This is a genomic window from Acinetobacter indicus CIP 110367 (genome assembly GCF_000488255.1).
GTDB lineage: Bacteria > Pseudomonadota > Gammaproteobacteria > Pseudomonadales > Moraxellaceae > Acinetobacter > Acinetobacter indicus.
The window spans coordinates 325,864-351,239 of sequence record NZ_KI530755.1 but is presented as its reverse complement, the minus strand read 5'-3'; the positions used below and the strand labels follow the sequence as shown (position 1 = coordinate 351,239).

The 25,376-nt window shown below is 48.6% G+C and carries 27 protein-coding genes and 1 pseudogene; 13 read left to right on the top strand and 15 right to left on the bottom strand.

The annotated features are described in order from the left end of the window. Position 1: 1 nt before the first annotated feature. The 8 genes from rplV to P253_RS10230 all read right to left on the bottom strand — a co-directional run bounded on the left by rplV (position 2) and on the right by P253_RS10230 (position 4,434). Positions 2-331, bottom strand: a complete 330-nt coding sequence (rplV, locus tag P253_RS10265; protein WP_001982638.1) for a 50S ribosomal protein L22 — start codon at positions 329-331, stop codon at positions 2-4. 11 nt (positions 332-342) lie between these two features. Further along, complete coding sequence (gene rpsS / locus P253_RS10260) at positions 343-618, bottom strand: 30S ribosomal protein S19 (protein WP_001138119.1); 276 nt, start codon at positions 616-618, stop codon at positions 343-345. Between the two features lie 20 nt (positions 619-638). Continuing rightward, a complete protein-coding gene (rplB, locus tag P253_RS10255) occupies positions 639-1,463 on the bottom strand; it encodes a 50S ribosomal protein L2 (RefSeq protein ID WP_005180283.1) in 825 nt (274 codons plus the stop codon). Between the two features lie 11 nt (positions 1,464-1,474). Beyond that, a complete protein-coding gene (gene rplW / locus P253_RS10250; RefSeq protein ID WP_005180285.1) occupies positions 1,475-1,795 on the bottom strand; it encodes a 50S ribosomal protein L23 in 321 nt (106 codons plus the stop codon). Then, positions 1,792-2,394 (bottom strand): 50S ribosomal protein L4, encoded by a 603-nt coding sequence (gene rplD / locus P253_RS10245; RefSeq protein WP_005180287.1) that lies wholly within the window; start codon positions 2,392-2,394, stop codon positions 1,792-1,794. Before rplD ends, rplW begins: the two co-directional genes overlap by 4 nt. A gap of 11 nt (positions 2,395-2,405) precedes the next feature. Next, the gene (gene rplC / locus P253_RS10240; RefSeq protein ID WP_005180289.1) at positions 2,406-3,044 is read right to left on the bottom strand and encodes a 50S ribosomal protein L3; all 639 of its coding nucleotides are present in this window, start codon (positions 3,042-3,044) and stop codon (positions 2,406-2,408) included. A 59-nt stretch (positions 3,045-3,103) separates the two neighbouring features. Beyond that, positions 3,104-3,415, bottom strand: a complete 312-nt coding sequence (gene rpsJ, locus P253_RS10235; protein ID WP_005180291.1) for a 30S ribosomal protein S10 — start codon at positions 3,413-3,415, stop codon at positions 3,104-3,106. A gap of 266 nt (positions 3,416-3,681) precedes the next feature. Further along, entirely contained in the window at positions 3,682-4,434 is a 753-nt protein-coding gene (locus P253_RS10230; protein WP_016658532.1) for a type 1 glutamine amidotransferase, read from the bottom strand. Positions 4,435-4,595: 161 nt separating this feature from the next. Here P253_RS10230 and P253_RS10225 point away from each other — a divergent pair, with 161 nt between their 5' ends. From P253_RS10225 to P253_RS10195, 7 genes are all read left to right on the top strand, one after another. Then, on the top strand, positions 4,596-5,798 hold the full coding sequence (locus P253_RS10225) for a PLP-dependent transferase (protein ID WP_016658531.1): 1,203 nt from the start codon (positions 4,596-4,598) through the stop codon (positions 5,796-5,798). A 19-nt stretch (positions 5,799-5,817) separates the two neighbouring features. Then, entirely contained in the window at positions 5,818-7,401 is a 1,584-nt protein-coding gene (locus P253_RS10220; RefSeq protein WP_016658530.1) for a helicase HerA-like domain-containing protein, read from the top strand. Positions 7,402-7,550: 149 nt separating this feature from the next. Then, the gene (gene hmpA, locus P253_RS10215; protein ID WP_005180299.1) at positions 7,551-8,762 is read left to right on the top strand and encodes an NO-inducible flavohemoprotein; all 1,212 of its coding nucleotides are present in this window, start codon (positions 7,551-7,553) and stop codon (positions 8,760-8,762) included. A gap of 91 nt (positions 8,763-8,853) precedes the next feature. Next, positions 8,854-9,306, top strand: a complete 453-nt coding sequence (locus P253_RS10210; RefSeq protein WP_016658529.1) for an RrF2 family transcriptional regulator — start codon at positions 8,854-8,856, stop codon at positions 9,304-9,306. 87 nt (positions 9,307-9,393) lie between these two features. Beyond that, the gene (yihA, locus tag P253_RS10205) at positions 9,394-10,233 is read left to right on the top strand and encodes a ribosome biogenesis GTP-binding protein YihA/YsxC (protein ID WP_005180304.1); all 840 of its coding nucleotides are present in this window, start codon (positions 9,394-9,396) and stop codon (positions 10,231-10,233) included. Between the two features lie 149 nt (positions 10,234-10,382). Further along, complete coding sequence (locus tag P253_RS10200) at positions 10,383-11,330, top strand: metal-dependent hydrolase (protein ID WP_016658528.1); 948 nt, start codon at positions 10,383-10,385, stop codon at positions 11,328-11,330. A gap of 113 nt (positions 11,331-11,443) precedes the next feature. After that, entirely contained in the window at positions 11,444-11,869 is a 426-nt protein-coding gene (locus P253_RS10195) for a VOC family protein (RefSeq protein WP_016658527.1), read from the top strand. On the opposite strand, the gene P253_RS10190 is transcribed toward P253_RS10195, so the two are convergent. Then, on the bottom strand, positions 11,860-13,104 hold the full coding sequence (locus P253_RS10190; RefSeq protein WP_035363412.1) for a dicarboxylate/amino acid:cation symporter: 1,245 nt from the start codon (positions 13,102-13,104) through the stop codon (positions 11,860-11,862). The genes P253_RS10195 and P253_RS10190 overlap by 10 nt on opposite strands. A gap of 179 nt (positions 13,105-13,283) precedes the next feature. On the opposite strand from P253_RS10190, the gene P253_RS16065 reads away from it, so the two are divergent. Continuing rightward, the gene (locus P253_RS16065) at positions 13,284-13,412 is read left to right on the top strand and encodes a YHYH domain-containing protein (protein ID WP_194088134.1); all 129 of its coding nucleotides are present in this window, start codon (positions 13,284-13,286) and stop codon (positions 13,410-13,412) included. Between the two features lie 95 nt (positions 13,413-13,507). Further along, a pseudogene (locus P253_RS15515) lies at positions 13,508-14,745 on the top strand (IS3 family transposase). Between the two features lie 49 nt (positions 14,746-14,794). On the opposite strand, the gene P253_RS10175 reads toward P253_RS15515, so the two are convergent. After that, positions 14,795-15,667, bottom strand: coding sequence for an acyl-CoA thioesterase (locus P253_RS10175; protein ID WP_005180310.1), 873 nt, complete (start codon positions 15,665-15,667; stop codon positions 14,795-14,797). Positions 15,668-15,954: 287 nt separating this feature from the next. Here P253_RS10175 and plsB point away from each other — a divergent pair, with 287 nt between their 5' ends. After that, entirely contained in the window at positions 15,955-18,519 is a 2,565-nt protein-coding gene (plsB, locus tag P253_RS10170; RefSeq protein ID WP_016658523.1) for a glycerol-3-phosphate 1-O-acyltransferase PlsB, read from the top strand. Between the two features lie 80 nt (positions 18,520-18,599). On the opposite strand, the gene P253_RS10165 is transcribed toward plsB, so the two are convergent. After that, on the bottom strand, positions 18,600-19,415 hold the full coding sequence (locus tag P253_RS10165) for an NAD(P)H-binding protein (RefSeq protein WP_016658522.1): 816 nt from the start codon (positions 19,413-19,415) through the stop codon (positions 18,600-18,602). 33 nt (positions 19,416-19,448) lie between these two features. On the opposite strand from P253_RS10165, the gene recG reads away from it, so the two are divergent. Continuing rightward, on the top strand, positions 19,449-21,494 hold the full coding sequence (recG, locus tag P253_RS10160) for an ATP-dependent DNA helicase RecG (protein ID WP_016658521.1): 2,046 nt from the start codon (positions 19,449-19,451) through the stop codon (positions 21,492-21,494). Next, positions 21,481-22,116 carry a ComF family protein gene (locus P253_RS10155; RefSeq protein ID WP_016658520.1) on the top strand — a complete coding sequence of 212 codons (636 nt, stop codon included), beginning with the start codon at positions 21,481-21,483 and terminating at the stop codon, positions 22,114-22,116. The genes recG and P253_RS10155 overlap by 14 nt, the downstream gene beginning before the upstream one ends. Positions 22,117-22,138: 22 nt before the next feature. Here P253_RS10155 and P253_RS10150 read toward each other — a convergent pair whose 3' ends face one another. Continuing rightward, complete coding sequence (locus P253_RS10150) at positions 22,139-22,540, bottom strand: NUDIX hydrolase (protein WP_035363410.1); 402 nt, start codon at positions 22,538-22,540, stop codon at positions 22,139-22,141. Between the two features lie 2 nt (positions 22,541-22,542). Then, positions 22,543-23,136, bottom strand: coding sequence for an LOG family protein (locus tag P253_RS10145; RefSeq protein WP_005180318.1), 594 nt, complete (start codon positions 23,134-23,136; stop codon positions 22,543-22,545). A 152-nt stretch (positions 23,137-23,288) separates the two neighbouring features. Here P253_RS10145 and P253_RS10140 point away from each other — a divergent pair, with 152 nt between their 5' ends. Further along, positions 23,289-24,302, top strand: a complete 1,014-nt coding sequence (locus tag P253_RS10140) for a CorA family divalent cation transporter (RefSeq protein ID WP_005180320.1) — start codon at positions 23,289-23,291, stop codon at positions 24,300-24,302. Between the two features lie 139 nt (positions 24,303-24,441). On the opposite strand, the gene P253_RS10135 is transcribed toward P253_RS10140, so the two are convergent. After that, complete coding sequence (locus P253_RS10135) at positions 24,442-24,729, bottom strand: STAS domain-containing protein (RefSeq protein WP_005180321.1); 288 nt, start codon at positions 24,727-24,729, stop codon at positions 24,442-24,444. Positions 24,730-24,740: 11 nt separating this feature from the next. Next, a complete protein-coding gene (locus tag P253_RS10130; protein WP_016658518.1) occupies positions 24,741-25,373 on the bottom strand; it encodes an MlaC/ttg2D family ABC transporter substrate-binding protein in 633 nt (210 codons plus the stop codon). Positions 25,374-25,376 lie beyond the last annotated feature (3 nt).

The following is a 25,376-nucleotide window of genomic DNA, read 5'->3' as shown; positions in this document are numbered from 1 at the left end:
ATCAAACCCCTACCTTAACGGTGATGTGACAAGTACGCTTAGTAATACGATCTGCACGGCCTTTAGCACGTGGCATAATACGTTTCAGGCTCATGCCTTCATCAACGTAGATCGTAGAAACTTTAAGGTCGTCTACATCTAAACTGTTATTGTGTTCAGCATTTGCAATTGCAGATTCCAACGCTTTTTTAACCAGTACAGCAGCTTTCTTGTTGCTGAAGTTCAGGATGTTAAGCGCATGCGCAACAGATTTGCCGCGAATAAGGTCTGCAACCAAACGTGCCTTTTGTGCCGAGATAGCGGCACCGCGTAATTTAGCAGTTACTTCCATCATAGCACCTATTAACGTTTAGACTTCTTGTCAACACCGTGACCACGATAGGTACGAGTTGGCGCGAATTCACCTAGTTTATGGCCAACCATGTGTTCAGTAACGATTACTGGAACGTGGTTACGACCATTGTGTACAGAAATTGTTAGACCAACAAAATCCGGAAGAATCATCGAACGACGCGACCAAGTTTTGATCGGCTTACGAGAGTTGCTCGCAACAGCCGCTTCAACCTTAGCGAACAAGTGCGCATCGACGAATGGGCCTTTTTTCAATGAACGAGGCATTAGTCAGATTCCTTTACTTGTTACTTAACGCGACGGTCGCGAATAATCATCTTAGTCGTACGCTTGTTGGTACGTGTCTTGTACCCTTTAGCTTTTTGACCCCATGGGCTTACAGGTTGAATACCTTTGTTACGCCCTTCACCACCACCGTGTGGGTGGTCAACCGGGTTCATCGCCATACCACGTACGGTAGGACGAACGCCACGCCAGCGTGAAGCACCTGCTTTACCAAGTGAACGCAAGTTGCTTTCTGAGTTAGAAACTTCACCCAATACAGCACGACATTCAACGTGTACTTTACGCATTTCACCAGAACGTAAACGAACGATAGCGTAAGAACCGTCACGCCCCAACAACTGAACTGAAGTACCAGCTGAACGAGCTAACTGCGCGCCTTTACCGATTTTAAGTTCGATGTTGTGAAGAGTAGAACCGATAGGCATGTTGCGAAGTGGCAAGCAGTTACCTGGACGAATTGGAGCATCGTTACCAGACTGTACTTTATCACCAGCACGTAAGCCTTTAGGCGCAATAATATAACGACGCTCACCGTCAGCATACTTCAGCAGTGCGATGTGTGCAGTACGGTTAGGATCGTATTCAATACGCTCAACTACAGCAGGAATGCCGTCTTTGTTACGTTTGAAGTCAACGATACGGTAGTGCTGTTTGTGGCCACCACCAACGTGACGAGTCGTAATGTGACCGTTGTTGTTACGACCACCAGTACGTTTTTTAGCTTCTACCAACGGAGCATATGGCGCGCCTTTGTGAAGGTGATCATGAACCACTTTCTCTACAAAGCGACGTCCTGGAGACGTTGGCTTACATTTTTGAATAGGCATAATTTTCGTCCTTATTCCGCTGCGGTTTCAGCGGTATCGCCCAAGTCAGCCATTTCAACATCTTGGCCAGCTTTCAGGGTGACGTATGCTTTTTTAACATCAGAACGACGTCCGATAGTTTTACCAAAGCGTTTAGTCTTACCTTTAGTGATAGTCGTGTTAACTTTAACAACTTCTACACCAAATAATTGTTCCACTGCTTTTTTGATTTCAAGCTTGTTTGCATTTAATGCAACCTTGAACACTTGAACACCAGCAGTTTCACCTAAAACTTGTGCTTTTTCTGAGAATACAGGTCCTTGTAGGACTTGATATAAACGTTCGTTGTTCATCCGAGTTCTACCTCAATTTTCTTAGCAGCAGCAACAGACATTACAACTTTATCGAACGCGATCAAGCTAACAGGATCGATTGCAGTAGCGTCAACCACATCAACGTGTGGAAGGTTGCGAGCTGCAAGGTATAGATTCTCATCTACAGCTTCAGTAACGATCAATGCGCGAGTTGCATTCAAGTCGTTCAGTTTTGCAAGCAATGCTTTAGTTTTAGGCGCTTCAACAGCAAACTCTTCAACTAATACAAGACGATCTTGGCGAACAAGTTCAGCTAAGATACATTGCATTGCACCGCGGTACATCTTACGGTTCACTTTTTGAGACCAGTCTTGTGGACGAGCAGCAAAAGTTTTACCACCGCCAACCCAGATTGGGCTACGAATAGAACCAGCACGAGCGCGGCCAGTACCTTTTTGACGGAATGGTTTTTTACCACCGCCAGAAACGTCTGCACGTGACTTCTGAGCTTTAGAACCTTGACGACCACCAGCTAAGTAAGCTGTAACAACTTGGTGTACAAGCGCTTCGTTAAATTCACGGCCGAAAGCTACTTCAGACAATTCAACAGCAGAGCCGGAAACAGTTTTTAAATTCACGTTATTTCCCCTCAGGCCTTGATAGTAGGACGAACAGTTACGTCGCCACCAGTAGCACCAGGAACCGCGCCTTTAACAACTAGAACTGAACGCTCTGTGTCGATTGCAACGATTTCAAGACCCTGTGTAGTTACGCGTTCAGCACCTAAATGGCCAGCCATTTTTTTGCCTTTGAATACGCGACCAGGAGTCTGGTTTTGACCTGTAGAACCTAGAACACGGTGAGAAACAGAGTTACCGTGAGTAGCGTCTTGAGTACGGAAGTTCCAACGCTTAACACCACCTTGGAAACCTTTACCTTTAGATGTGCCAGTTACGTCAACGATTTGACCAACTGTGAACAAATCTACAGTAAGCGTACCACCAACTTCACGACCTTCAAGCTCAGCTTCTGTAACGCGGAATTCTTGAACCAGACGACCAGCAGCAACACCCGCTTTCGCAAAGTGACCTTTCTGAGCGTTAGTTACGCGAGATTCGCGACGTTCACCAGTAGTGATTTGAATCGCTTGATAACCATCAGTTTCAAGCGTTTTGATTTGTGTGATGCGGTTAGGATCAACCTCAATCACTGTAACAGGTACAGAAACACCAGCATCTGTAAAGATACGGGTCATACCGCACTTGCGACCGACTAAACCAATAGCCATGTGCATAAACCTCTAAAAAAGCGGCTTAATTAACTTAGAGCGTTAATTAACCGAAAGCCTTAACCCAATGCGATCTGAACATCAACACCAGCTGCAAGATCTAATTTCATCAATGCATCTACAGTTTTGTCTGTAGGTTGAACGATATCGATCAAACGTTTGTAAGTGCGGATCTCATATTGGTCACGCGCATCTTTGTAAACGTGCGGTGATGTAAGAACGTTGAAGCGTTCGATGCGAGTAGGCATCGGGATTGGACCACACACTTGTGCGCCAGTACGCTTAGCGGTTTCTACGATCTCTTGAGCAGATTGATCAATTAAACGGTGATCAAAAGACTTAAGACGGATACGAATTCTCTGGTTAGACATACCAGTTAACTCCAAGCCAAAATATATAAAGAATCACTCTTGACGCATCTCACCCCACTAATAAAGGCAAGTGTCAAGAGCAGTGAAATATCACTAAGGTCGTGATCGATGCCACGACTGTAACGATAGTTAACCACTTTCTTCGCGGTTAACCCCCTTAATATCAAAGGGTCGCCCATTATAACGATTGTTTAATGCATAAGCAAATCCTTTTGTGGCTTTTTACATCATTTTTCAAATATTTCGACAAATCAATTGTTTAATAATTATACAGCCCGCCGCTGCGCTGCAGTTTGCTGTAACACATAATCTATCGCCTGATTTAATATCTGATTTCCTTGAATAAATTTATTTTTATTGGCGCGCTGCAGCTGCTCTACCGATTGCACATAAGGTCCCTGAAACAGGGCCAGCTCTTCTTCATCTTCCAGGAATAATTGCAGGCTTTCTGGCGTGGTTTCCGGGTGAAACTGAAAGCCCAGTACATTTTTGCCAATCTGATACATCTGATTGCGACAGGCATCATTTTCGGCCAGATGCACAGCTCCTTTGGGGATTTCAAAGCTTTCGCTATGCCACTGCATGACATTAAACTGCTCCGGCAACTGAAAATAGTCTGGTGGCACATGACTAACCTTGCGTACCTCGTGCCAGCCCAGCTCCTGTACAGGATTGCGACTGACGGCCGCGCCCAGCGCATTGGCGATCAGTTGCCCACCCAGACACAGACCAATGGCCGGTTTTCCCATGGCCAAATAACGCCTGAGCCAGCGTTTTTCCATTTTTAACCAGGGGAAATTGGCTTCATCATTAACGCTCATGGTGCCGCCCATGACAATTAACAAATCGACCTCATCGATCTGCGGCAGCGCTTCAATATCCAGTGCTGAATCAACCGGCAAGGCAAAAAATTCTGTGGCACTGATCTCTGCATTTAACCGTTTTAAATGCGTATAACAACTTCCAAATCCTTCACCAGCAATATGCTGAAAATAATGTACTTTTAAATGCGACGCCATGCGCTGAAACCTGTTGTTGTAGCTATGCTTTTAGGTTTTGCAAAAATGAAGCCAACTTTAGCGCCGAGTGTTCAAAGTCAAATAAATACAGCCAGATATGGCACAACTGATCCTTTTCTCTTAAGCTAAATTCAATTGATTGTCCTGATTTGAGCGAAGTCGTGAAAAAAAATCCGCAAACCGAACTGATTCATGCACCACGAAAAGCCCCTCAACTGATTTCTACGGTTCAACCTCCCCTCTATCGTGCATCGACGATTATTTTTAACAACACCGATGCACTGTTTAATCGCCACTGGACCGATGCCTATGACTATAGTTATGGCACGCATGGCACGCCGACGACCTTTACTTTAGGTGATCACATCGCGCAGATCGAAGGCGGCCTCTATCACCTGCTGGCGCCGAGCGGCCTTTCTGCGATTAATCTGGTCAATTCCTGCTTGTTAAGTCAGGGCGATGAAGTCTGGGTTCCGGATAATATTTATGGCCCGAATATGGAGCATCTGCGTAATCTGCAGCAGCGTTATGGCATTGCCGTCAAGGTCTATAACCCGGTGGAGGTAGAAAGCTTTAACCCAAGTGATAAAGCCAAACTGTTATGGCTGGAAGCGGCTGGTTCGGTGACGCTGGAGTTTCCGGACTTAAGCGGTCTGGTGAAAAAAGCCCAAGCTCATAGCATTCTGACTGCGCTGGACAATACCTGGGGCGCAGGACTGGCCTTTAATGCCTTTGATTTTGGCGAGGACCACTTAAGCGTAGATCTGACCGTACATGCGCTGACCAAATATCCAAGCGGGGGTGGCGATATTTTAATGGGCTCGGTGGTGACGCGTGACCAGAAGCTCCATCATCAATTATTCCGGATGCATGCCATTCAGGGGATTTGTGTCAGCGGAGATGATACGGCGCAAATCCAGCGCAGTCTGGCCTCCATGCAGCTGCGTTACCAGCAACAGTCACAATCAGCACTGACCTTGCTGAACTGGCTAAAACAGCAAAAAGAGCTGGTTCAGGTCCTGCATCCGGCTGATCCGGACAGTGCCGGTCATGCATATTGGAAGGACATCTGCAAAGACGGTCACAGCGCCGGACTGGTTAGTGTGATTTTTGATGCGCAATACAATTTAAACGATATTCGGGCATTCTGTGATGCATTAACCCTGTTCAAGCTGGGCTTTAGCTGGGGCGGGCCGGTCAGCCTGGTAATGCTGTATAACCTTAAAGAGATGCGTGTGCTTGAGCATAAACACCTAAAACAAGGTTTGCTGGTGCGTTTCTGTATAGGACTGGAACATCCGGATGATTTAATTCAAGATATAGCGCAAGCATTACAACATTTAAAGCAGCATAAAAACGAATAACAACGAGGATCAGTACAGTATGGGTACACCAATTACCATTGCCAAAAAAAACCGTGATACCACACAAGCGATAGTCTTACATTCCCAGTTTGCCAACCGGCATGGCCTGATTGCCGGTGCGACCGGTACCGGTAAAACCGTGACCTTAAAAGTCCTGGCAGAAAGTTTTTCCCGCATTGGTGTCCCAGTCTTTCTGGCCGATGCCAAAGGCGATGTTTCCAGTCTGGCGCAGGCTGGTTCCAGCAATCCCAAATTTGATGAACGGATTAAAAGCCTTGGCATTGACAACATCCCCTTTGCTGCCTCGCCGGTGGTGTTCTGGGATTTATTTGGTGAACAGGGCCACCCGATTCGCACCACCATCTCCGAAATTGGCCCCCTGTTGCTAGCCCGGATGCTGAATTTAAATGACACTCAGGAAGGTGTATTGTCAGCGGTGTTTCGGATTGCCGATGATCAGAGCTTACTCCTGATTGACTTTAAAGACCTGAAAGCTATGCTCAGCTATGTTAGCGAACATGCGGCAGAGTTAAAGGCCGACTATGGCAATTTATCTCCGGCCAGTCTGGGCGCGATTCAGCGCAATTTACTGGCACTGGCCGATCAGGGTGGTGATCTGTTTTTTGGCGAGCCCAGCCTGAATATTCTGGATTTCATGCAGACCGATGCTCAGGGACACGGCAACATCAACCTGCTGGCTGCAGACAAGTTGATGCACACCCCGAAACTGTATGCGACCTTTTTATTGTGGATGCTGTCAGAGCTGTTTGAACAGTTGCCGGAAGTCGGTGATATGGACAAACCCAAACTGGTGTTCTTCTTTGATGAAGCGCATTTACTGTTTGACAATGCCAGCCCGGCCCTGCAGGAGAAAATTGAGCAGGTAGTCCGCCTGATTCGCTCCAAAGGGGTTGGAGTTTATTTTGTCACCCAGAATCCGCTGGATTTGCCTGAAAGTGTACTGGGACAGCTCGGCAACCGGGTGCAACATGCCTTACGCGCCTTTACCCCCAAAGATCAGAAAGCGGTCAAAACCGCGGCTGCAACCTTCCGTGCCAATCCGGAATTTCAGGTGGAACAGGCCATTACCGAACTGGCGGTCGGTGAAGCCCTAATTAGCTGTCTGGATGAACAAGGCACGCCGCAGATTGTAGAGCGCGGCTGGGTGATGCCACCCTACTCCTCGTTTAGCCCGATTAGCCCTGAACAGCGCAAGGCACTGATGAGCCAGAGTATTGTCGCCGGTGTATATGAGCAGAGTCTGGACCGGGACAGTGCCTATGAAATGCTGCAACAGAAAGTAGCGGAACGTCAGCAACAGGCTGAACAGGCCGCGCTCGAACAGCAACGCGCCAAGGAACAGGAAGCCCTAGCCAAGCAGCAAGCTAAAGAGCAGGCTGCTTTAGCCAAACAGCAAGCGCGTGAGCAGGAACGTCTGGCCCGCGAACAGCAAAAAGAAGCTGAACGCACTGCACGGCAGCGTGAAAAGCTGACTCAGGACATTGTCGGTACCTTTGCCAAGAGCGCGGCCCGCACCTTAGGCGGCAGCACCGGACAGAAAATTGTCCGCGGATTATTAGGCTCCCTGTTTGGCCGAAAATAATCAAAAAACCGATAGGAACCGCTTTCATTATGGGATATTTTTATATCCCATAATTTTTTTATGGTTTTTTAAAAACAGTGCTTGCACTGGCGTTTTATAAAATGTATTTTAAATACATCTTATAAATAACCAGCCATGAGAGATCAGCCATGACTCCACAGCAAATTGACCTTGTAAAAGCAACTGTTCCTGTTCTACGTGAAAATGGTGTGGCCCTGACCAGCTATTTCTATAACCGCATGTTGGGGAATAATCCGGACCTTAAAGAAACCTTTAACCTGGGTCATCAACGCAGTGGTGCGCAGGCGCAGGCACTGGCAGGTGCGGTACTGGCCTATGCAGAAAATATTGAAGATCCATCAGTACTGGCGCCAGTAATTGAACTGGTCGCACACAAGCATGTCAGTCTGAATATTCAAGCTCCGGACTATAATATTGTCGGTGAAAACCTGCTGCACTCCATCAGCGAAGTGCTGAATATTTCCATGGATGATCCACTGATTGATGCCTGGGCCGCCGCGTATGGCCAGCTTGCAGAAGTGTTTATTAATACCGAACGTGCCATTTACGAGCAGCATCAGCAAACTCAAGGCAGCTGGTTAGGCTGGCGTAATTTCAAAATCGCCAAGAAAGTGGTAGAAAGCGACGAAATTACCTCGTTCTACTTTGAACCGGTCGATGGTGGTGCCTTACCAAAATATGAAGCCGGCCAATACATTTCAGTACGTGTTTTTGTCCCTGAACTGGACCTGAAACAACCACGTCAATACACGCTGTCAACCAGCCCGCAGCAAGACTACTTACGTATTTCAGTGAAACGCGAACCGGGTAATGGCGCCGACAAGATTGCAGGCTGGGTATCTAATGCGCTCCATCAGCTGCCAGAAGGTGCAGAACTTGAAATTTCAGCGCCAACCGGAAACTTCTACCTGATCGACAGCAACAAACGTAATGTGTTCATCAGTGGTGGTGTTGGCTTAACCCCAATGATTGCGATGCTGAACCAGCTGGTCACTTTAGATGTGCCACAACCGGTGACCTTCATTCATGCCTGCCGCAGCAAACAGGTACATGCCATGAAACAGCATATTCAGGACATCAAGGCGAAGTATCCACGTATTCATACCTTTACAGCCTATGAATTCCCGAATACCGAAGATGTGTTAGGTCAGGATTATGATGTGGCCGGTCGTCTGGACCTGAGCACCATGGATGCTGCCTTATTACCGGAAAATGCTGATTACTACCTGTGTGGCCCAATGCCATTCATGGCCGAGCAGCAAAAAGCCTTACTGGCACGTGGTATTAAAGCCGAACAGATTCACAGTGAAGCGTTTGGTACGGGTGGTGTACGTCACTAAAACCCCACACGTGTAAAACATAGGAGGGCTAGTCTGCTTATGGTAGACTAGCCTTCTTGTATTTCAACTTTGAAAAAATATTTGTGCGATCATGCAATTAAATAAATTCACCGACTATGCATTACGTATTCTGCTGTATATCTCCCCACCGCGAGATCTGCCGTATACGATTGCGGAAATTGCGCAGGATTTGCATGTTTCCCAAAACCATCTGGTTAAAATTGTGCATTTCATGGGCAAACAGGAATGGCTGATTACCACCCGTGGTAAAGGGGGCGGCCTGCGTTTAAATCCGGATGCACGGGACCTGAAGCTGGGCCAGATCGTGCGTATCTTGCAACGTGAAACCCAGATTGTGGAATGTAATACCCCGCCGTGCGTGCTGCGCAGCCGCTGTGGCTTAAAAGGCATTTTAGATCAGGCGCTGGAACAGTTTTATCAGAGTCTGGACCAGTACACCCTGTCCGACGTATTAGATACTCCTGCACCGGCACAGTGGAGCACACAATCGCCGATTCAGCTGATCAATCTCCAAGTCAGCTAACTTTTGCACACGGCTACAGCAAAGTTCGCGTGTCTGCGCGAGTTGATCTATAATACCGCTTTGTAAAAGCAGTGATGAAGTTAAGTTATGCACCATAGCAGAGGAAAATCGAAAAACACTAAGGCCGCTAATGCGCCGAAGCAAAAGATTAGCTATGAGAAAAAGGCTGATCCTGCGATTACCGAATATGCCGTTCGTGCCCTGAACTGGCTACGTAAAGCCGAATTCCTGATGAGTGCACCAAAGCTGAATCTCTGTGTAGAAGATAGCGGCTATGAGGTGGCCTTTGCCGGACGTTCCAATGCTGGCAAATCCAGTGCGATTAATGCCCTCACCAACCAGAAACAGCTGGCACGTGCCTCGAAAAAACCGGGCCGTACCCAGATGATCAACTTCTTTAGTCTGGGCAATCCAGAGCAGCGTCTGGTCGATTTACCGGGTTATGGTTATGCCGCAGTACCTGAATCAATGAAAATTGTCTGGCAAAAAGAGCTGGAAAACTACCTGATTCATCGCAAGAGCTTACAGGGTCTGGTCTTGCTGATGGATATTCGCCATCCGCTGCAGCATTTTGATGTGATGATGCTGGAATGGGCTTATTCTCGTCATCTGTTTGTGCATGTTTTGCTGACCAAATCCGACAAGCTGAATCGTGGCCCGGCCAATAAAGTCCTGCTGGAAGTAAAACAGCAGCTGAAAAAGATGAAGCTGGATTTCTCGATTCAACTGTTCTCCTCACTCAATCGTCAGGGTCTGGAAGAACTGGCCAGTGTAATGGCCGGTCGTCTGAACTTTACCCTGGAACAATCGCAGCAGTTTGATCTGGCCAGTATTCCGGAAGCCACGGCAGATGAACTGGAAGCAGAAGAGCTGCCGGATACAGAAGCTGTTGAACAGCTGACTGAAACGGCCGCCAAAGAACCATAAGCTTTGCAACAACTCAAAACTGTCTGACAATAATTTACATCTATTGATATTGGAATGTCCCCTATTGCTAGTTTCAATGGGGGATATTTTTTTCATACTCATGCTGAGCATAATTTGAACCGCATCACATTTTAGAGGTGCAATACAGCATGAAAAAACTCCTCGCACGTTTTCGCCGTGCTGCCCGTGGCTCATCCATTGGCTACTTTATTCAACCGCGTAAAGTCCGCTTTGAATGGCAGGACACCCCCATCGACTGGATTCCGCAGCAGCCTTTTGCCAGTTATTTTATTAATGAAATTAACATGATTCTGCCGGCCGGCGAGTTCTGGTTTTGCCGGCTGTACAACAAGGTTTTGCCACAGATTCAGGATGAAAAACTGAAACAGGATGTGCAGGCCTTTATCCGCCAGGAAGCCATGCACGCCCAGGCGCACAACTCGGCCAACAAGGATTATTTAACTGAACGCCAGATTGATATTCAGCGCAATATCAGTCTGATGAACGGGCTGTTTAACCAGTTACTGGCTGATCGGCCTTTAGGTCTGCAATTGCCGCAGTGGAGCGAACGGCACTGGGATCTGTTCCGTTTAGGTATTGTTGCTACGGTAGAACACATGACCTGCGTGCTGGGTAAATATGCGCTGTATAACCGCGAATGGCAGCGTCAGGGCGCCGACCCGGCCATGCTGGATCTGGTCAAATGGCACGGCGCAGAAGAAATCGAGCATCGCACCGTAGCCTTTGACCTGTACCGGCATTTGGGTGGCAGTTATCTGGCCCGTTATAATCTGAGCCTGCTGGTGATTGCCGGGGTAATTGGTCTTTGGGTTGATGGCGCGGCGCATATTATGCGTCAGGACCCACGTTATGCATCAATCCGGCCAGCCCTGTATAAACCGTGGATCTGGCGGGAATGGTACCGCACTGCACAGGCCAATAATGGCTTATTGCCCTCACCATTCTGGCTGGTATCACAACAGTTGGGTTATTTAATGCCGTGGTATGACCCGCTGCATGAAGCCAAAACCGAAGATGCGCTGGCCTATCTGCAAGCCTCCCCGGCGGCACAGCGCGCCCAACTTAAAGTCGCGTAAAGCGTCCACTTGGTGCAGAATTGCAGAGATACAATTGCCCGACACAGGCAGCACTGTGTCAAGCCAGATTTCCGCTAAGATAAAAATTAGACTTGAACGAAAAGGCAGGAACAATGCGCGCATCTTTAAGTGTGATCACGCTGGCTGTGCAGGATTTAGACGCAGCTTTGCGCTTTTATCAGCAAGGTTTGGGCTGGCAGAGTGAGGGTATCGTCGGGCAGGAATTTGAACAGGGCGCAGTGGCGTTTATCACGCTGGATTCAGGCCTGACACTGGCACTGTGGCCGCAGACTGCCTTGGCGCAGGATAGCGGCCTGCCCCTGAGCCGTTTTTGCCCGACCCAAATCAGTCTGGGGCATAATGTGCATAGTCCGCTGGACGTAGATCAGGTGATGCAGCAGGCCGAGCGTGCCGGTGCCACCATTGTCAAACCGGCACAGGCCACCTTTTATGGCGGTTATGCCGGTTATTTTCAGGACCCCGATGGCCATCTCTGGGAAGTGGTCTGGAATCCGTGCTGGGAAGATGCTCAGGATTGAGTGGTGATCTCATCGTCGCGGGTATAGCGGTCAACCACTACACTAATCATCATATCACCCTGGACATTGACCACGGTACGTACGGTATCCAGCAAACGGTCAATCGGCAGTAAAATGGCAATTGCTTCTGCCGGCAGACCAACCGATTGCAACACCATAATCATGGTGACCATGCCGGCACTTGGAATACCCGGCGCGCCCAAGGAGGCAATCATGGCGGTGGCGCAAACCACCAGCTGCTGGCCCAAGGTCAAATCCAGCCCCATTAAATTGGCAATAAACAGCGCCGCAGCGGCTTCATATAAGGCTGTGCCATCCATATTCAGCTGTGTCCCCAGTGGAATTACAAAGCCAGCTGTTTGCGGGCGCACCTTCAGGTTTTCCTGGGCACATTTCATCGAAAGCGGCATGGTGGCCGAGCTGGAACTGGTGGCAAATGCAGTAATTAAAGCAGCGCGCGTTCCTTTAAAGAAGGTCACCGGATTCATTTTTCCAAACAGCCATAGCAGTAGCGGCAGTACCACCAGACCATGAAAAATAGTGGTACCCGTTACCACCACAGCAAACTCAGCCAGACGGCTGAGCACGGTCACATCTTCGGTGGCAATCAGCTTGGCCAGTAGGGCAAAAATCCCCAGCGGTGCCAGTTTCATTACCCAGCCAATCATCAGCATCATGATGTCAAAAAACTGATGACTAAGCCGGCGCACGGTCCGGAACTGCTCACCGCCTTTGACCAGCGCTACCCCGACAAATAAGGCAAACACCACCACCGCCAGTACATTGCCCTCGGCCAAGGCTTTAAACGGATTAATCAGGGTGTTTTGAATAAAATTGGTGAAGAAGGATGACGGCGTTAAGGTATCCGGCGTCTGATGCTGGCTCATCGCGTCCTGGAATAAACGCACATCTACGCCTTTACCGACTTCAAACAGATGCGCACAGGCCAGCCCCAGAATGAGTGCCAATGTGGTGGTGGTCACACAGCACAATAAGGTAATTTTCCAGACCCGGCTCAGCTGGCCAGAAGCCTGCAGGTTGGATACCCCGACCACAATCGAACTGAAAATCAGGGGAATCAGCAGCATTTTCAGCAGGCCGATAAAAATACTGCTGGCAATACTCAGGCCATACAAACTGCCGTCATAAAAAGCGCTGCCCGGCAACAGGTTCAATAAAAACCCGAATAGAACCCCTAAAATTGCGGCCACCAGAATTTGTGTATTTAAGCTCATGGGTGCATATATTGTGATGTCATCTTGCTTGGCACTATGCCATGCGAGCTGCGCTGAATCGAGCATTATTTTGTCAAAAGCAAATCCAGCCCAGGAAAAAAGCCCAGTGCCAGAAAAACTGGCATAAGATGTGCTTTATCAGTGCATTACCTTGTTTTTAAGACTAAAAGAGTAACCTCATGAAAAAACTCGCCCTTATTCTTGCACTAATTTGTAGCACCTCTCAGGTTTTTGCCCATTCTTCGGGCAACAGCAAGGCACAAGGCTGCCATAAACATGCACCAAGTGATCTGCCGCATTGCCATTGAAGGTGGGATAAAAAAGCCGAATCAGTTGATTCGGCTTTTTTATTGAGGTGAGTGTCCCGTCCTGAAATAAGTTTACACCTTAAGAGACTTATTTTATGGAACATGCACGAGAACAACGAGTTAAGCGCACACAACGTGATTATAGCTTCGCCTTTAAAATGATGGTGGTACATGAAGTAGAAAAAGGGCAAATCACTTATAAACAAGCTCAGGCAAAATATGGTATTCAAGGAAGATCAACTGTGCTGGTATGGTTACGCAAGCACGGACAACAGGATTGGACTTCGAATATGCCGACTTCTTCTAAACGCCAATTGACATCCCAACAACGAATCCGCCAATTAGAAAAACAGTTAGCCGCAGAAAAGCTCAAAACTGAATTTATACAGGATGTGATTTATCACATTGATAAAGAGTGTGGGACTGATCTTGGAAAAAAGTATACCGAGCACGTTTCAAAGATTGGCAAAGCCAAAGAAGACTAAGCGTTTCACGTTATTGTCAGTGGTTAGGAATCACTCGACAAGCTTATTATCAAGCAGAAAAACGTGCTCAAATGACTGCATAAGTAGCAGAACAAATACTCGAGTTGGTTATGGAGTATCGCTGTCTCATGCCAAGTATCGGAACACGTAAGCTGTATTGGCTTATTAAAGGCAAATTGTTGCAGCGTGGTTTAAAGTGTGGACGGGATCAGTTATTTAAAATATTGAAAGAAAATAATTTATTGATTCGCCCCAAGCGTCGTTATACACAAACTACGGATAGCAAGCATTGGATGAAGAAGCATCCAAATTTATTAAAGGATTATTCAGCGGTGCAAGCCAATGAAGTCTTTGTCAGTGATATTACCTATGTTGAGAGTGCTGAAGGCGTACATTATTTATCCTTAGTGACAGATGCTTATACCCGCCAGATTAAAGGTTATAAGTTATCGAATGATATGCGTGCAGAGAATATTGTGCAGGCACTACATATGGCGATGCAGCATGTGACAGATCGGGCAGCCAGGATGATTCACCATTCAGACAGAGGCTCTCAGTATTGCTCTGAACTATATCAATCGGCATTACGCCATTATGGGGTATGTCCTTCTATGACAGATGGAGGCCTTGCGAAACAGTGTTTCTCATACCAGAATGCATTAGCAGAGCGGATTAATGGAATATTAAAGCAGGAGTTTTTAACTACACGATGTCAAACCATGAAGGAGTTAGATCACTTAATTGCGGATTCTATCATGATTTATAATTGCTATAGACCACATTTAAGTTTAAATATGAACACCCCGAATCAGACGTATGAGCAAACTAAAACCGAGCTAATTGCTTAACTCGGTTTGAAGTGGAATACTGTCAATCTATTTCAGGACAAGACAGAGCTTACTGGGTTTCAATTTCGCGTAAGCGAATTAAACCTTCCTGCGTGGTGCTACAGACCAGCTCGCCGTTTTGCCACATACGGCCAAAGTTCAGGCCACGCGAACTGTTACTGATGGTGGCTTCCATGTCATACAGCATCCAGTCATCGACCCGGAATGGCTTATGGAAATACATGGCATGGTCGATACTGGCACATTGCAAACTTGGCGACAGATAACTCAAGCCATGCGGACGCAGCGCGGTGGTCATCAGGGTAAAGTCTGAATAAAAGGCAGCAATGGCCTGATGCAGGGCAATTTCATCCTGCTCCGCTGCAATCGGACTATGCGTACGGATATAGTGCGCATAAGACGGTGCTTCCGGCTGTGGCTGAAACGGATTACTTGGATTCACCGGACGGATTTCCACATGCCGGTCACGGGTAAAGCTGGCACGAACGTTTTTCGGAATAAACTCGACAATGCTCTGTACCAGTTCTGCTTCATTTTTTAACTGTTCCGGTGCCGGATATTCAGGCTCGGAAATCTGGTAATTCAGCCCTTCTTCTGGCGCAGCAAAAGATACCATACACATAAAGATGGTCCGGCCATGCTGGATGGCTCGCACCTGACGGCTAACAAAGCTCTTGCCTTCACGAATCCGGTCCACTTCATAAATAATCGGTGCGTTGACATCGCCACCAAACAGGAAGTAGGCATGTAAGGAATGCGCCGGACGGTCGGTGGTATACGAAGCCGCACGCAGTGCCTGGCCCAGCACCTGTCCACCGAACACGCGCTTACCGACCAGATTGCGGCTGATGCCTCGGTAGATATTTTCTTCAAGTTTTTCCAGGCTAAGCAGTTCAACCAGTTCCTGAGTCAGTGCATTCATGCGGGGAAACCTATGTCGGGATATTTAAAAATCAAAACAAGCAAAATAGAAACAGCTCAATCTTGCCTATTTTGCCATATTTGTTGACCAAAACACTAAAGTTTAACTGACTGCCCTGTCACGACTCCCGTATAATGCGCCGCACTAAAAATACGATTTTTAACGATAAAATTGAGCACTAAAGATAGAATTTGTCAGAAAATGTCAGGCTATTTTTCGCTACAATTAGATTCATTATTTTTTTCCTCAGATAATCTGCGGTACTGGTCATTGATTTAGGAGTTGGTATGTCCAAGAGTGGTTTTGGTCAAATTTATCGTCAGCTTTCAAGCAAACTGCTTGATCTGGTGGTAACCCCGCATGTACTGGGCGAGGTTCCTGCCGAAGCAGCAGCGACAGACCATTCAGAACAGCCGACCCAGAAAATTGTCTGCTATGTGCTGCAGAACCATTCCCGCAGCAATGCCTTGGTCCTTGATGGTGAAACACGCCGCTTAAAGCTGCCGCCCGCATTAGACCCGATGCAGATTGGCCAGCACAAGGAAAAAGCCTCAATCCTGTTTTTACAGCACTATGATGAAAACAATCTGCTAAATCCGCCGCCACACGCCTTTCCGCCGCGTTTGCTGCGTCTGATTGAACTGCTGGAGCAGTACCCGGAACTGGATATTGAGCTGATTCCAGTCACCGTCCTCTGGGGCCGCGCACCAGATAAAGAAGATTCCTGGCTCAAACTGCTACTGACCGATACCTGGGCTACACCAGGCACCGTCAAGCAGCTGGTCAACATTGGCCTGCATGGTCGCCAATCCTATCTGGAATTTCATGAGGCACAGTCTTTAAGAGCCATGGTGCAGACCGCCAAGATGCAGGCCCCGAACCTGTCGCCGGCGACCTGTATCATCAATACCTTAAATAATTATTTAGACAGCCAGCGCGAAGTGGTGTTAGGCCCCGATTTATCGGATCGCCGTAATGTGATGCATAGCCTGATTAAAGCGCCGGATGTACAGGAAGCCATTCGCCGCGAAAGCATCCGCAGTAAAATCAGCATGATTGAAGCCGAGCGTCGTGCCATTGGCTATTTAAATGAAATCGTGTCGGACTATTCCTATGCCGCCATCCGCTTTGCTGAAACGGCGCTAACCCGTTTATGGACCCAACTCTATGATGGCGTCGAGGTGCATAATTTCAGTACCGTGCGTGAGCTGGCCAAAGACTACGAAATTATTTATACCCCGTGCCATCGCAGTCATATCGACTATTTATTGCTGTCTTATGTGATTTATAAACGCGGCATGATGGTGCCGTATATTGCCGCTGGCGATAACCTGAACATGCCCTTTGTCGGTCAGTTATTACGCGGTGGCGGGGCTTTCTTTATTCGCCGGACTTTCCGTGGCAATGGCCTGTACACCACCGTATTTAAGGAATATCTGTACAGCATTCTGTCGCGCAACACGCCGCTGGAATACTTTATTGAAGGCGGCCGTTCGCGTACCGGCCGCTTGTTGCCACCAAAAACCGGTATGCTGGCCATGACCGTACATGGACATTTACGTGGCCGCGCCAAACCGATTGCCTTTGTGCCAACCTATATTGGCTATGAACGCCTGATGGAAGGTTCGACCTATGTCGGTGAAATGCAGGGTAAACCGAAAGAGGCCGAATCCATTGTCGGTATTCTGAAAACCTTGAGAAAAATCGAGCGTATTTTTGGCAAGGTGCATGTGAATTTTGGCGAGCCGGTATTTTTAGATGACATGCTAAAACAGCATGGCGCCGAGCAGATCAGCATCGAAAAAAATGACGATCCGATTCCGCAGGAAGTATCCGATGCGGTAAACAGCTCGGCCTATGCGATTCTGGAAAACATTAACCGCGCCGTGGTAATTAACCCGGTATCGCTGTTATCGCTGATTTTGCTGGGCACGCCAAAACATACCTTAGATGAAGCGATCTGTATCAAGCAGCTGGATACCTATCGTGACCTGCTTACTGCCCTGCCATACGATGAGCGCACCCACATTACCCCGCTTTCAGGCAAGGAAATTATTGCCTACGGTCTGAAGCTGAAACTGATCAAACGTGTACAACACGTTCTGGGCGATATTATTGCCATTGAAGACAATCAGGCGGTGTTGCTGACCTACTTCCGTAACAATATTCTGCATGCCTTTGTCCTGCCATCTCTGGTAGCGGCACTGGTTGAGCACAATGGTTCGATCAAGCGCGGCGATCTGATTAATGTAATTCGCACGCTGTATCCGTTCCTGAAAGCCGAGCTGTTCCTGAAATGGAATGAAGCAGAACTGAAACAGCAGATCTGTGCCTATGCCGATGGGCTGATTCAGGCCAAACTGATCAGTGAAGATGCTGAAGGGAATCTGCTTTCTCCGGCACCGAACAGTGAAGATCATAACCAGCTGGTGGTGCTGGCTGCGCCGGTGATGCAAAGCCTGGAACGCTACTACATGACCCTGGCGCTGATTACCCAGCGTGGTTCTGGCAATATTTCCGCCCGTCAGGTTGAAGAACTGAGTCATCTGGTTGGTCAGCGTTTATCGGTGCTGTATGAGTTCAACTCACCAGAGTTCTTCGATAAGGCCCTGTTCCAGAGCTTTATTAAAGTGCTGACCCAGCAAGGCTATATCAGCACCAACAGCGACAATGCTATTGTCTTTGATGAGAACTTTAGCAATGTGGCGCAGTATGCCAATCTGGTGCTGGATGATGTAACCCTGCAAATGCTGCAACACATCACCACCTTTAGCGATGAAGAACTGAAAGATGCGCTGGATGCCCTAGCCGCACAGCAAGCCAAACGTCGCTTAAAACGTAAAAAGAAATAAAAAACTGTCCATAACCCGTATCTTTGCCTTCGTGCAAAGGTGCGGGAAATATAAGCCATCCTCAATAAAATTAAAAATTCTTAGTTCACATCCGCTTGCTGTAACAGGGCCAGATAATCCTGAAAACAGTCATCATGCTGTAACTTAAAACCACTGTCCTGCATCCGTTTCGGTCGAATCCGCTTGCCGGTTTCGTACTCGCTGGTCAGGGTTAATAACGGCCGATGTAGCTGCTGCTGAAACCATTGCACCACTTCATGCAGCAGTTGCGGCTGACCATTACTGACAATATAACTCTCCTGCAGATGTTCCACGTGAATCATCTGTGCCAGAAAACGCGCCAGATCATCAATATGAATCCGGTTAGACCAGTGCCGGTTTGGATATTCAGTGAGCGTGTGCGCCAGCTTGACCATCCTTGCGATTGAGGTGCCATAAATACCGCTGGGCCGGATAATGGTGCAACGCTCCGGATAAGCGCTTAAATAGGCCTGCTCCATCTTGAGCAGAATGTCTGCCTGCGTATCTGGCGGCTGAAGCAGTGTGGTATCCTCAATCCATTCCCCGGCATTTTGTCCATACACCCGGGTCGATGACACCACCACCATGCGCCGCACCGGATGCGCTGCCAGCGCCGTTACAATTGGTTGCACCGAATCCAGATAGGTCTGCTGATAGGCCTCCGGCGTACTCTGCCCCGGACTGAGCAGCACATAGACCCAGTCAATGGGCGCCAGCTGGCTTAAATCCAGCTGCTGCACATCCTGAATCAGATGCGTTGCATGCACATCACTTTTCCGGCTGCGGCTAATTGTGGTAATTTGGTGGCCGGCTTGAAATAGTTGTTTAGCCACACGTGCAGATGTTTTACCATAACCGATAAATAAAATATGCATAACCCACTTGCTCATTACCATTGTTGAGGGGACATGGCCGCAGTCCATCAATTACAAGGCGTTGGCGCTGCTGCTGCCGCGTTACTGGAAAAACTGAATATTTTCACCACAGATGACCTACTGTTTCATCTGCCGCGTGATTATGAAGATCGTAGCACGATCATTCCGATGAACCAATTGAACGTCGGCCGCAGTTATTTACTGGAAGGCATTGTCAAAGGGGTCGATTTCCCACCCGGCAAACGCAAGTCGATGGCAATTCTGCTGGATGATGACAGCGCCAAAGTCACCTTACGTTTTTATCATATTTATAAAGGCCTAACCGACCGTGCCAAAGTCGGCAACCGCCTGCGCGTGTTTGGTGAAGTCCGGGTCGGCGCACGTGGTCTGGAAATGTATCATCCGGAAATCCAGCTGATCAGCGAGCATACTCCGCTACCGAAAACCCAGCTCACGGCGATTTACCCAAGCACCGAAGGGCTGACCCAGCCCAAACTGCGCGACTATGTCAAACAGGCGCTGAAACAGCACAGTGATGATCTGCCGGAACTGTTGCCGGAAAAATTTACCAACGGCTATGCACTGAAACAGGCGCTAGAATATATCCATGAGCCGCCAACCAGTGCCAATATGCTGCAGCTTGGTCAGGGTTCGCATCCGGCCCAGCAGCGGCTGATTTTTGAGGAACTGGTGGCACATCAGGTCAGTTTATTAACCCGCCGCGCTTATATCCAGCAGATTGAAGCGCCAGCTTTTGCGCCCAGCCAACGTCTGGCCAAGCAGTTACTGGCCGGTTTACCGTTTAGCATGACCGGCGCACAAAAACGGGTGTCCAAGGAAATTATCCAGGACCTGAAACAAAACAAGCCGATGCTGCGACTGGTACAAGGCGATGTCGGCGCCGGCAAAACGCTGGTGGCGGCGGTGGCGGCCTGTCATGCACTGGAAGAAGGCTGGCAGGTGGCGCTGATGGCACCGACTGAGATTCTGGCTGAACAACATTATTTAAACTTTAAACGCTGGTTTGAACCTTTGGGACTGACCGTATCCTGGCTCTCTGGCAAACAGAAAGGCAAGGCCCGCGCCAGCGCCGAACAGATTATTCAGGATGGCAGCGCCCAGCTGGTGGTCGGCACCCATGCGCTGTTTCAGGACAATGTCGAATTTGCCAAGCTGGGACTGGTGATTATTGATGAGCAGCACCGCTTTGGGGTCGATCAGCGGCTGGCCTTAAGAAACAAGGGCCTGAATCACATGACTCCGCATCAGCTAGTGATGACCGCCACCCCAATTCCACGTACGCTGGCGATGTCCGCCTATGGCGATCTGGACACTTCCATTATTGATGAGCTGCCGCCGGGCCGTACCCCGATTCAGACCGTGACCATTCCACTGGACCGGCGCGAACAGGTACTACAGCGTATTGCCAGCAACTGTGCCGAAGGCAAACAGGCCTATTGGGTCTGCACCCTGGTCGAACAGTCAGAAACGTTGGATGCGCAAGCTGCCGAAGCGACTTTTGCTGAAATCAAGGAACGCTTTCCGGAACTGAATATTGGTCTGGTGCATGGCAAAATGAAGGCTGATGACAAACAGGCGGTGATGCAGCAGTTTAAAGACAACCAGCTACAATTGCTGATTGCCACCACCGTGATTGAAGTCGGCGTCGATGTCCCGAATGCTTCAATTATGGTGATTGAAAATGCCGAGCGTTTAGGGCTGTCGCAATTGCATCAGCTGCGTGGCCGGGTCGGTCGGGGCGCCAAAGCCAGTTTCTGTGCCCTGCTGTATAAGCATCCGCTGTCGCAAAACGGCCAGGAACGGCTGCGGATTTTAAGAGAAAGCAATGATGGCTTTGTGATTGCCGAAAAAGATCTGGAACTGCGCGGCCCCGGGGAGTTGCTGGGCACCAAACAAACCGGCGATATGGGCTTTCGGGTGGCCAAGCTGGAACGCGATGATCATCTGCTGAATCAGGCACATTATGTGGCCCAGCAGATGCTGAAAGATTATCCCGAGCAGGCCGAGGCCCTGCTCAAACGCTGGCTGCCGGAAGCACCACGTTATGCCTATGTTTAAGCTGCTGGCGCATAGCCGTACGCTATTACAAAAATTACTGCCCTGCCAGCTCTGTGGCAGTGCGGCCCAGCAGCAGTACCGGGTCTGTGCAGATTGCTTGCAGCAACTGCCATGGTTAAAAGCAAACGTCTACCGGCAGGAAACCGAGATTCAGGTGGCCTGTCATTATCGTTATCCAGTCGACCGGATGATTCAGCAATTCAAATATGAGCAGCAATTGCATTATCAGTCTTTACTGGCGGGCAGCCTGTGTGAATTGGCCTATCCACGGGTACAGGCCATTGTCCCGATGCCGGTGGCAACCGAGCGACTGGCAGAGCGTGGCTATCATCATACCCTGCTGCTGGCTCAGGTGCTGGCACGCCATTTACAACTACCAATCTGGCAACCGGTTGTACGGCGCCATCAACACAGTCAAAAAGGCTTAAGCCGCTTGGAACGACTGGAAAATCTGGACCAGCAATTCCAGCTGCGACCCGATGCCGGCCGGCCTTATCGCCGGGTATTAATTGTCGATGATGTGGTCACCACCGGCAGCTCAATTCGTGCACTGAAACAGCAGCTGGAGCAACTTGGCTGTCACAAGGTCTATGCGGTGTGTATTGCCAGTGCCGATGGTTAAATCATCTGAAAAACAGCCAGCCTTAAGCCGACTGTAACAGATGCTGTTTCACCCAGGGAATCACCACTTCTGTGGTTAACGGTGCCAGACGTGTCGTCTTATCCTCCAGTTCAATCCATTTCATTTCCGCAATTTCCGCCTGAACCTGCGGGTCCTGATCGAGCTGCACATAATAAACATAACTGACCAGACGATGATCCGGCTCATTGGCTGTAGCGGTTTCAAAACGGCCAACAAACTGTTTAATCCGGGCCTGACAGTCAATTTCCTCCGCAATTTCCCGGCAGATGGTCTGCTCCGGTGGCTCAGCGCTTTCCAGCTTGCCGCCAACCTGCATAAAACATTGGGTGTGCTGTTTGCGTACCAGCAGCAATTGCTGCTGCTCGTTCAGAATAATGGCCGCAGCTACGGTAATGGTGTTCATATTTATTTCACCAAGGCCTGACGGTCGGCCATACCCCATTTCGGTTCAGGTGCCTGAAAGCGTTCAAACTGGCTTAAAATCTCATCCATAGAATCAGACACAATTAACGCCTCGGTAAAACGTGCATGGGTAAAGCCCTTATCAGTAGTCATGCGAATAAAGCGCAGCAGATCATCATAAAAACCTTCAACATTTAAAAAGGCATTCGGTTTTAAATGAATTCCCAGCTGGGCCCAGGTCCACTGCTCAAAAATTTCTTCCAGTGTGCCGGCACCACCTGGCATGGCAATAAAGGCATCGGACAGTTCTGACATTTTGGTTTTACGCTCATGCATATTCTTCACCACATGCAGCTCGGTTAAACCGGGATGGGCCAGCTCGCGATCAACCAGTGGCTCCGGAATCACGCCAATTACGGCACCACCGGCCTGCAAGGCACTGTCTGCGACCACACCCATTAACCCGGAGCGACCACCACCATAGACCAGGGTTTTGCCCTGTTTTGCAATCGTTTGCCCGACCAGCTGCGCCGTGTCCACAAAAACCGCATCGGAACCTAAAGCCGAGCCACAGAAGACTGCAATTGAATTTGTCATTTTTTCACCATGTTCAGCGGCTATGATGCCGCAAATATACCCTTGAGCTGGTTTTTTAAATAAATTAGCACTTCAAACAGTGTTTTTAATCAAATCCTTGTCTAAAATACACCCATCAATAAAACCCATACTGCGCAAGGGAGAAAAGACTAATGCTTGAAGCCTTTTACGCCACAGAGCGCGGTAGTCTGGAAGATGCCACCATCAACGGCGGCTTCGACCTGCATCCAGAACTGGTCTGGATTGACCTGATCGCCCCTTCACAAGAAGAACAACAGTGGGTCATGGACGCCTACCGGCAGGATTTACCCACCTTAAAGTCCCTGGAAGACATTTCCTCATCTGCCCGATTTTACCGTGATGATGATGGGGTTTTACACATCAGCACCTATTTTTTAACGAAAAATAAAAACTATCAGGTCGATGATGAATCGGAAGAAAATTCCAGTATTCTCGCCACGGTACAAACCGTTGCCTTTATTTTAAACCGGGACCGTCTGCTAACCCTGCGCGGTGAAAAACTGGTGGCCTTTCGTGCCTTTCGTGCCCGTGCACGGCGCAATGATTATGAAATTGATTATAAAGACCCGACCTGGGTGCTGCTCGGTCTGTTAGAAGCCAAGCTGGATGAGCTTGCGGATATCTTGGAAGATATCCACAAGGACCTGGAAAAATACTCCACCGAAGTGCTGAATAACCGCCACCGGGAAATGATTTTAGACCTTGATGACATGATTACCCGGCTGGCTCAACTGGAAGATATGCTTGGAAAAGCCCAGCTCTGTCTGATTGATTTACGCCGTGTGCTGACCTTTTTAGCGCGTCCACGTGCCTTGGGCAGTCATATTTATGATGCCGATATCCGTGAACTGAGTGAAGATGTACGCTCGCTGGTCGAACACGACGCCTTCCTGTTCCAGAAAGTACGCTTCCTGCTCGATACTACTTCGGGTTTCATTAACACCGAACAGAATGACACCATCCGTCGCTTCTCGATTTTACCAAGTATGCTGGCACCGCCAATGCTGGTGGCCAGTGTTTATGGCATGAACACCGACGTACTGCCTTTTGCCAAAGGCACCACCAGTTTTATTATTGTCAGTATTATCCTGATTGGCTTCTTTATCGGGCCGCTGATTTACTTCAGATGGAAGAAATGGATTTAATGCGACATGTCCTCTCTCCCTGAGGGAGAGAGTTAGAGAGAGGGCTGGTTTCGCTAATCTTCTATCCCTCCTCACCTCCCTTGAGTCAAGCGAGAAACTTAATGCCATAAAAAAGCACCTCGGTTGAGGTGCTTTTTGTTTAAGCGCTGAGCTGTAAATCATCCTGCAAATGACAGGATTGAATAATCTTCATCATTTTTTCCGGGACAGCTTTAAAGACCAGCCCTTGCGCATCCGGGGTCTGTCTTAACCAGCGCACCAGCACAGCCAAAGCCAGGGTACTGCCCTGCTCAAGTCCGGCCAGATTCACAACCACCGGGGCAGGCTGCTGTTGAATCAGCTGCAAGCCCTGCTGGTAATACTGCTCGGCATTGTTAAAGTCAATTTTCCCGGAAACCCGCAGTTCCTGATTTACATATTCAATCACAGCACGTCCTATTATTTTTTATCAACCGCAGCTTCTGCATCTGGTTTAAAGGTCGCAATCGCCTTATCAATATTGCCGCCATTACGTTTGACGTTGGCTGCAAACTGGTTACGGAACTGCAGGCCTAAATCAATCCCGGATACGTTGATGTTACGGATTTTCCACTGATTGCCTTTATCGACCAGCTGGAACGATACCGGAATTTTCTCGCCTTTGTTGTTAAAGTCGATGGTCACTACCGGGTTCTTGCTGTTGCTGGCTTTATACGGACGTAAGGTATAAGTCTGGTTGCTGAATTTCGCAAAGGCTGAACCGTAGTTTTCAATCAGGGTTTCACGGAAATTCTTTTCAAACTGGGCACGCTGGGCAGCCGAACTGTACTGATTGGTCGCATAGGTTCCCATCACAATACGGGTAAAGGCTGGCGAATCGATATACGGATCAAGGTTCTGACGCACAATGGTTTTCACCAAGGCCGGATTATTTTGTAGTTTGGCATGATCGGCTTTTAAGCGCGAAATCAGACCATCCGCCACTTTCTTGATAAATGCGGGAGGAGTTTCGGTTGGTGCAGCAAATGCACTACCTGCCACCAGCGTGGCCAAAACACTTGCGGTCAAGGTTTGTTTGAACAATGTCTTCACTAA